This window comes from Cognatishimia sp. WU-CL00825, from assembly GCF_040364665.1.
In the GTDB taxonomy this organism is placed as follows: Bacteria; Pseudomonadota; Alphaproteobacteria; order Rhodobacterales; family Rhodobacteraceae; genus Cognatishimia.
Genome location: NZ_BAABWX010000005.1, coordinates 206,074 through 214,185 on the forward strand (window position 1 = coordinate 206,074; position 8,112 = coordinate 214,185).

Below are 8,112 nucleotides of genomic sequence, written 5' to 3' on the forward strand. Positions count from 1 at the left end.
CATTTCCCGAAGATGGCATCAAGCCAAGGAGGAGGCATCCATGACAACCACAGAAATAGGCCATTTCATCAACGGCGAGGCCTTCGCTGGTACGCGCAAAAACACGCAGGACGTATTCAACCCTGCAACGGGTACACTGACTGGCAAGGTCGATCTGGCATCTGCTTCGGAGGTGGACAAAGCCGTCTCTGCTGCCAAGGCCGCGTTTCCTGCCTGGTCAGACATGCCTCCGATCCGGCGCGCCCGGTTAATGAACAATTTCTTGAATTTATTAAACAAAAACAAAGATAAGCTGGCTCATTCAATTACGCAAGAGCATGGCAAAGTCTTCACCGATGCACGTGGTGAAGTTGAGCGCGGCATTGATATTGTCGAATTTGCCTGTGGAATGCCCCAGTTGTTGAAAGGTGACTTTACCGATCAAGTTTCTACTGGCATCGACAATTGGACCATGCGCCAACCTCTGGGTGTTGTCGCCGGTGTGACCCCGTTCAACTTTCCAGTCATGGTGCCAATGTGGATGTTCCCCGTCGCGATTGCGGCAGGAAACACCTTTGTCCTCAAGCCCTCACCGACGGATCCAACCCCCTCTTTAATATATGCGGAACTAATGAAAGAGGCCGGGTTCCCGGATGGCGTGTTCAATGTCGTTCAGGGGGATAAGATTGCGGTGGATGCGATTCTGGAGCATCCCGATGTGCAGGCAGTGTCCTTTGTCGGTTCTACCCCGATTGCTAATTATATTTACGAAACCGGCGCACGCCATGGCAAGCGGGTACAGGCATTGGGCGGTGCCAAAAACCATATGCTGGTCATGCCAGATGCTGATCTTGAAAAGGCCGTTGATGCTTTGATGGGCGCGGCCTTTGGGTCTGCGGGCGAACGCTGTATGGCGATTTCCGTGGCGACACTGGTCGGCGACGTGGCCGACAAAATCGTTCCGATGCTCAAGGACCGTCTGGCCAATCTCAAGGTCAAGAACGGTGTCGAAATGGATGCCGAAATGGGTCCGATTGTCACCCATGCAGCCCATGAACGCATCACAGGCTATATCGCCAAGGGCGTAGAAGAAGGTGCGGACCTAGTTGTGGATGGTCGGGGTTTTGCACCCGAAGGCCTGGAAGATGGTTATTGGATGGGCGGCACGCTGTTTGACAATGTCACCTCTGACATGACGATCTACAAGGAAGAGATCTTTGGCCCCGTACTGGCCTGCGTCCGCGTCAAAGATTTTGCGGAAGGCGTGCAGCTGATCAACGATCACGAATTCGGCAATGGTGTCAGTTTGTTCACCCGCGACGGGAATGCGGCACGTGAATTTGGCCGCAAGATTCAGGTCGGCATGGTCGGAATCAATGTACCACTTCCAGTCCCTATGGCCTGGCACGGGTTTGGCGGCTGGAAGAAGAGCCTGTTTGGCGACATGCATGCCTATGGTGAAGAAGGCGTGCGCTTTTACACCAAGCAGAAATCCTTGATGCAACGTTGGCCGGAAAGCATTTCCAAGGGTGCGGAATTCGCCATGCCGGTGGCCAAGTGATCCCAATCGGGAAGAGGGAACACAATGCAAAAACCTGAAGACGAAAAGCTAGAGGGCGGCCCTCTTTCCGGCATCACCGTGCTTGATTTCTCACGCGTGCTGGCAGGGCCCTACTGCACGATGGTTCTGGCGGATCTGGGCGCGCGGGTCATCAAGGTCGAAAAATTCGGGACAGGCGACGATACCCGCGCCTTTCCCCCCTTTATTGATGCAGAAAGCGCGTATTTCATGTGCTTTAACCGTGGCAAGGAAAGCATCGTTCTGGATGTCAAATCTCCACGAGATCGTGAACTGCTCGAGCGGTTGCTAGACACATCCGACGTTTTGGTCGAAAATTTTCGGCCCGGTGTCATGGATCGGTTGGGTTATGGAGCAGAACGCCTGGCGAAGACACATCCCCATTTGATCTATGCTTCGATTTCTGGCTTTGGTCACTCCGGCCCGATGACCGATTTGCCCGGATACGACATGGTGGTTCAGGCCATGGGCGGCGTCATGAGCTTAACTGGCTGGCCGGGCACACGCCCCGCGCGTGTCGGCACAAGCTTTGGTGATCTTGGGGCGGCCCTGTTTGGTGTTATCGGCATCTTGTCAGCGCTTTATAAACGCACCAAAAATGCGCAGGGCGAGCGTGTCGACATTGGCATGCTGGACTGTCAGGCCGCGCTGATGGAAACGGCACTTGCACGCTATGATGTCGAAGGCAAGGTGCCCACCCGTACCGGAGATTGCCACCCGTCGTTGGCACCGTTTGAAACCTTTCAGGCCGAGGACGAACGCTTTGTCATTGCCGCCGGGAATGACCAATTATTTCTGCTGATGGCCGACGCCCTTAACGCACCGGAACTGGCGCTGGCTGCGGATTTTTCGACCAACGATTTGCGCGTGCGCAATCGATCCAAAATGGTCACTGCAATCGAGGCCGTGACATCGAAGAAACCGGTGGCCCATTGGCTCGACGCTTTGAACGAGGCCGGGGTTCCATGCGGCCCAATTAATACGATTGATCGGATTCTGGATCATCCGCAACTTTTGTCCCGCAACATGATCGTGCAGGTCGAAGGTCAGGGCAAAAAGCCGTTCCGGACTGCGGGAAACCCGATCAAGTTGGAGGCCTACAAAGACATTGACCCTAGTCGCCCCCAGGCGGCTCCGGGGTTGAACCAGCACCGCGAGGCTATTCTGGCCGAGAAAATGGCAGACTTTGAAGCCTATGATCAAAATGGCTCGGCCCATGCCAAACACACTGATGAAGCGCCCTCACAAGGCACAAACTGGACCGAGTTAGGTCTGAAAAGCTGACACCAGATTTCGGGATAAAACCAATGGCAACAAGCAAAACAAAACCCAAAGTGGCGTCCGACGCTGCCCCCCAGGCTGTTCAGGAAAAAGGGAGCGCCGCAAAACTCGAACGGGAGGCCTTTGATGAAATCATCGTTGAACGCCGAGACAGTGTCGGCTTGATCACGTTGAACCGCCCCAAGAGCCTCAATGCTCTGAACCTGCAACTGGCTGCGGAGGTCATGCAAACGCTCAAAGACTTTGACGCAGATAACCGGATCGGCGCCGTGGTCATCACCGGCAGCCCGCGCGCCTTTGCCGCTGGTGCCGATATCGAAGAAATGGCAGAAAAGACACTGGTCGAATTGCTCGGAAATGACATTTTCGCCGAGTGGGATCAGATGCGGTTTATCAAGAAACCGGTGATTGCTGCCGTGAGCGGTTTTGCCCTGGGCGGCGGGTTCGAGTTGGCGTTGATGTGCGATTTCATTATCGCCACTACTGATGCACAATTTGGCTTGCCTGAAATCAAGCTGGGTATTTTGCCTGGTATCGGCGGGTCCCAGCGTTTGACAAAGTCAATTGGCAAGTCTCTGGCTATGGATTTGATCTTGACAGGGCGGACAATCGGTGTGGAGGAAGCCAAATGCGCTGGCATCGTCGCACGTGTGGTTCCGCCCGAAGATCTGTTGCAGACCGCATTGGAAGCAGCGCACCAGATCGCAGGTCTGAACGCCCCGGCGGTCGCCATGGCCAAAGAAGCCGTGAACAATGCTTTTGAAACAGGCCTATCTGCTGGCGTGTTGCACGAACGCCGTTTGTTTCAGGCCGCGTTTGCCACCGAGGGACAAAAAGAAGGCATGGCGGCTTTTATCGCCAAACGCGCACCCGTCTTTCGCAATCGCTGAGTTTGGTAAGGACGATAGAGATGTCTAATATCCGCGTCGAAAAACAAGGTCGGGTTGGGCTAATCGGTCTGGACCGCCCCAAGGCCATGAACGCTCTGAATCTGGACATGATACGCGATCTTGATGCGGCTCTGGACCGGTTTCAAACGGACCCAGACATCCATTGTGTGGTGTTGAATTCGGCAAACGAGCGCGCCTTTTGCGCCGGTGGTGATATGCGCCGGGTGCGCGAATTGGTTCTGGAAGGACAGTTTGAAGAGGCCGAGACTTTTTTTCGCGAAGAATATGCGTTGATCGAAAGGATCGCAGGTTTTGCCAAGCCCTTTGTGTCTCTGATTGACGGTATCTGCATGGGCGGTGGTATGGGGCTTTCGGTGCACGGCACCTATCGCATCGCGACCGAACGTGCGGTGTTTGCCATGCCAGAAACTGCCATCGGCTTTATTCCTGATGTGGGGGGCAGCTATTTCTTGCCACGTATGCCCCATCAATGCGGTATCTGGATGGGATTGACGGGTGCATCGGTGCGGGGGTTCGATGCGCATGGCCTTGGGGTTTCGACGCATATGACAGTGGCAGAATCCTTGCCGCAAATTCTGGACGAGTTGTGCAACAGTAGGCGCGATTTGGAAGATATCTTTTCCGATCTGTGTGCCACATTGGGATACCAGCCCGAAGTGCTGATGCTGGCTGAAACCACCATGTGTTTTGATCAGCCAACGCTTTGTTCGATTTTGGATTGTCTGAAACAGTACCAAACCAAGTCACAAAACAGAGCCCTGGAAGCTCTCAAAAGCGCCTCACCTCGCAGCCTTCAAGAAACTTTGACACTGCTTCGAAACGGACAGGAACGAACGCTCTCAGAGTGCCTGAAACAGGAATACGAAGCCATATGCCTGGCGATCCGTCACCCCGACCTGGCCGAAGGTGTGCGTGCGGTGTTGGTCGACAAGGACCACAAGCCAAATTGGTCCTCCTGAAAGAATTGAAGCGACACATCGGAACGTGTCCTCGTGATAAAGAAAAGGTAGATAGATGACCCAAGGTACGGAAAAATTTGACTATGTTATCGTGGGTGGGGGTTCGGCCGGGTGTGTGTTGGCAAATCGCCTGTCGGAAAACCCGAAAAACAAAGTTCTGCTTTTGGAGGCTGGTGGGAAAGATAACTACATTTGGATCCACATCCCGGTTGGCTATCTATACTGCATGGGCAATCCAAGAACGGATTGGGGGTTCCAGACCAACAAGCAGGATGGATTGAATGGCCGGGCATTAAACTATCCGCGCGGGCGTGTCTTGGGGGGCTGTTCCTCGATCAACGGCATGATCTATATGCGCGGTCAAGCACAGGATTATAGCACCTGGCAACAAATGGGAAATACCGGCTGGGGTTGGGATGACGTTCTCCCGTATTTCAAAAAGTCGGAAGATTACTATGCAGGCGCGGATGATATGCACGGTGCCGGTGGCGAATGGCGGGTTGAAGAGCAACGTCTAACTTGGGAAATCCTTGATGCCTATCGCGACGCCGCTGCAGAAGCGGGCATTGCCAAGGTCGAGGATTTCAATTGTGGCGACAACGAAGGTTCTGCCTATTTCCGGGTCAACCAACGTCGCGGATGGCGTTGGAACACCTCTAAGGGGTTCCTTCGGCCAGCGCAAAAGCGGCCCAACCTTAAGGTCGTAACCAATGCACAGGCGCAGCGCGTGTTGTTTGAGGGCAAACGCGCAGTCGGGGTCGAGGTTGAACTCAATGGCAAAGCCATCCAGTACAGGACACAAGGCGAGGTAATCCTTTCGGCCGGTGCGGTCGGATCGCCACAGCTTTTGGAACTGTCAGGAATTGGCAACCCCACTCACCTTCGCAAACATGGCATAGATGTGGTGCACCAAAATGACTCGGTTGGCGAAAACCTGCAGGACCATTTGCAACTGCGGGCGGCGTTTCGTGTTGAGGGCGTCAAAACACTGAACCAGCGGGCTGGTTCATTATTGGGTAAAATGGGGATCGGGCTTGAATACATACTGAAACGCTCTGGCCCCATGTCTATGGCACCAAGTCAGCTTGGCATTTTCGCAAAATCCGGTCCCGAAGTGGAAACCGCAGATCTCGAATTTCATGTTCAGCCCTTGTCGCTGGAGAAATTTGGCGATCCGCTGCACCCCTTCCCCGCCTTCACTGCCAGCGTTGTGCCGCTTCGCCCGACCAGCCGCGGGTCGATCCACATTTCTTCTGGCGACCCCAAAGCTCATCCCTCCATTGATCCCAATTACCTGAACACCGAAACCGACAAGATGGTTGCGGTGCGTGCCATTCGTCTCGCGCGTGAAATTGCCGGCCAAGACGTCATGCGTAAATACAACCCGTCTGAAATCAAGCCCGGTGCCGCCTATCAGTCTGATGAGGATCTGGTCAAGGTTGCTGGCGATATTGGCACGACAATCTTTCACCCGGTCGGCACCTGCCGCATGGGGCCGGATGCCGGCGCGGTTGTTGATCCGGAATTGTGTGTCAAAGGGGTCGCAGGACTGCGTGTCGTCGATGCATCGGTGATGCCGACGATCACCTCAGGCAACACCAACTCCCCGACAATCATGATCGCAGAGAAGGCCGCGAGCTATATTTCACAGAAATAACTTCTGTGAAATATTCCAAGAAGGATGTAGCAGCAGCTATCTGGAGACAGGCACGTCCAGAGGCTTTGAAGTGGTCCCCCAAAACCTTATGGCTTTGGGTCCGAAAAGAACACCGTGGCCTTTTAAAATCTCACGCTCCTCCTTGAAAACTGGGCTCACAGAGGTGGATTCTGGCAGGGGGCAGGATCGTACCACAAGCCGAAATGACTGCTCTCATAGAAGAGGTTGTCGCCAATCGCTGCCGTCTTGTGAACGGCGGAGCTATACTCGGCCACGGTAGCGGCGGCAAAGTGCGGTCGCGAGCGGCGTAAAAGTCGGCCGCTTTTGCCCTTTCATTTGATGGGAGGGCTTGGGGATATTCACTGTGAAAGGTATTTGAAGGTTCGTCACGCTCATTTTGAAGAAGGTTTGAGTGGTCATCAGATTTCTCATGATTTTGGGATCAGCCGGGACAGTGTTGCGAAGATGTTGGCGTACTCGGAACCGCCAGGGTATCGGCGCACTGCACCGATCAAGCGGCCAAAGCTTGATCATTACACAGACCAGATTGATAGCTGGTTGGCAGAAGACAAGACCCGCCCGCGCAAACAGCGCCATACAGCCAAGAAGATAATTGAACGATTGCGCCATGAATGCCGATTTGATGGCGGATATACGATTGTCAAAGACTATGTGCGTGCGCAAAAGCGCGGCTCGCGGGAGATGTTTGTGACGCTGAGCCATCCTCCAGGGCATGGTCAAGCTGACTTTGGCGAAGCGATGGCTGTTATTGGCGGGATCGAACAGGGGCATCAAGCGTCAGCATCAATTCCTAAGCCCCTAATTAATCGGGTGACCAGGAAGTGCATACCTGGCCATCCAGCTCCCATGCAGGAGTGTCGGGTGGGGTTCCCCGATCTGCCAAGCGTTTCTTAAGCCAGTCCAATACTTCTGCTTCTACCCATCCCACCCTGTTCGGGCCCAGCTGTACCCGCATTGGGAATAGGCATGCCTTTTCCAAGTGTGCGATGTGTTGCGGCGAACAAAAGACCAACTCCTTTAGCTGACGTTTCAATAAAATCTTCATCACGATTTCTCCATGGATGAAGAGCATCGCGATGCCCAAGGTTACGACAATACCTAGGCGGGGAAAACGTAGCATCATTGGTGGCTCAGAGCGAATGATTGCTGAGTATCGAATTCCAATTTGTTGTAGATAGTCTAAATTTGAAATTTTAGATTGATAGATGTTAGCCATTTTTTAAGAGGGCGAACGGCATCCAGAATTTCGCTAATCTTAGCGCCCCGGTTATGTGATTTCGAATTCAATACTGGGGTCGCGCCCTTCAACATACGCTGCGACCTATGTCCTTAATACTGGCATCGCTCGTCCGACACCTTTGCAGTTAATGTGCTCGCGTCTTTGCTAAACTTAACTACTTGCTAGGCGTGACAGCACACTGGAAGCGTCATCAAATTCCCAGAACAGATGGGACGGCGGCCAGAGTCTCGCAGATTTGGAAGGTTTTGGTCGAACGGATTTGTCTACGACGCGCATGGAAGCTCAAAGCTCGTTTAGCGCGGACGTCGGAGGTGGTCTGTGGGGTGGACTGAAAACATCACCAGAAAACATACTTATTAGCAATGGTTTGAAATAAAAGTTGGTGCCAGAAGAGGACTGATATATACTCTGTAAACATTTAATTAAAAACATTTAATACTGTGTAATTTTAAGAAATACCCCTATTTGCACCCCCAAGCTGACTT

Annotated in this window: 6 protein-coding genes and 1 pseudogene; 6 read left to right on the forward strand and 1 reads right to left on the reverse strand. The window is 53.4% G+C overall.

Annotated features, from left to right (window positions below):
* Positions 1 to 40 precede the first annotated feature (40 nt).
* The 6 genes and pseudogenes from ABXG94_RS15605 to ABXG94_RS15630 all read left to right on the forward strand — a co-directional run.
* Entirely contained in the window at positions 41 to 1,540 is a 1,500-nt protein-coding gene (locus ABXG94_RS15605; RefSeq protein ID WP_353535748.1) for a CoA-acylating methylmalonate-semialdehyde dehydrogenase, read from the forward strand.
* A 24-nt stretch (positions 1,541 to 1,564) separates the two neighbouring features.
* Positions 1,565 to 2,842 carry a CaiB/BaiF CoA transferase family protein gene (locus ABXG94_RS15610; RefSeq protein ID WP_353535750.1) on the forward strand — a complete coding sequence of 426 codons (1,278 nt, stop codon included), beginning with the start codon at positions 1,565 to 1,567 and terminating at the stop codon, positions 2,840 to 2,842.
* A 23-nt stretch (positions 2,843 to 2,865) separates the two neighbouring features.
* The gene (locus ABXG94_RS15615) at positions 2,866 to 3,729 is read left to right on the forward strand and encodes an enoyl-CoA hydratase-related protein (protein WP_353535751.1); all 864 of its coding nucleotides are present in this window, start codon (positions 2,866 to 2,868) and stop codon (positions 3,727 to 3,729) included.
* A gap of 20 nt (positions 3,730 to 3,749) precedes the next feature.
* Positions 3,750 to 4,709, forward strand: coding sequence for an enoyl-CoA hydratase/isomerase family protein (locus ABXG94_RS15620; protein WP_353535752.1), 960 nt, complete (start codon positions 3,750 to 3,752; stop codon positions 4,707 to 4,709).
* A 55-nt stretch (positions 4,710 to 4,764) separates the two neighbouring features.
* Positions 4,765 to 6,366, forward strand: coding sequence for a GMC family oxidoreductase (locus tag ABXG94_RS15625; RefSeq protein WP_353535754.1), 1,602 nt, complete (start codon positions 4,765 to 4,767; stop codon positions 6,364 to 6,366).
* A 339-nt stretch (positions 6,367 to 6,705) separates the two neighbouring features.
* Positions 6,706 to 7,152, forward strand: a pseudogene (locus ABXG94_RS15630) (IS21 family transposase); the annotation flags it as partial.
* Between the two features lie 37 nt (positions 7,153 to 7,189).
* Here the strand turns inward: ABXG94_RS15630 and ABXG94_RS15635 are convergent.
* A complete protein-coding gene (locus tag ABXG94_RS15635) occupies positions 7,190 to 7,603 on the reverse strand; it encodes a helix-turn-helix transcriptional regulator (protein ID WP_353535755.1) in 414 nt (137 codons plus the stop codon).
* Positions 7,604 to 8,112 lie beyond the last annotated feature (509 nt).

Bases quoted from the DNA above. Each gene is read 5' to 3' on its own strand.
- ABXG94_RS15625 (WP_353535754.1), top strand. From the start codon at position 4,765: ATGACCCAAGGTACGGAAAAATTTGACTATGTTATCGTGGGTGGGGGT.
- ABXG94_RS15610 (WP_353535750.1), top strand. From the start codon at position 1,565: ATGCAAAAACCTGAAGACGAAAAGCTAGAGGGCGGCCCTCTTTCCGGC.
- ABXG94_RS15605 (WP_353535748.1), top strand. From the start codon at position 41: ATGACAACCACAGAAATAGGCCATTTCATCAACGGCGAGGCCTTCGCT.
- ABXG94_RS15635 (WP_353535755.1), bottom strand. From the start codon at position 7,603: ATGGCTAACATCTATCAATCTAAAATTTCAAATTTAGACTATCTACAA.
- ABXG94_RS15615 (WP_353535751.1), top strand. From the start codon at position 2,866: ATGGCAACAAGCAAAACAAAACCCAAAGTGGCGTCCGACGCTGCCCCC.
- ABXG94_RS15620 (WP_353535752.1), top strand. From the start codon at position 3,750: ATGTCTAATATCCGCGTCGAAAAACAAGGTCGGGTTGGGCTAATCGGT.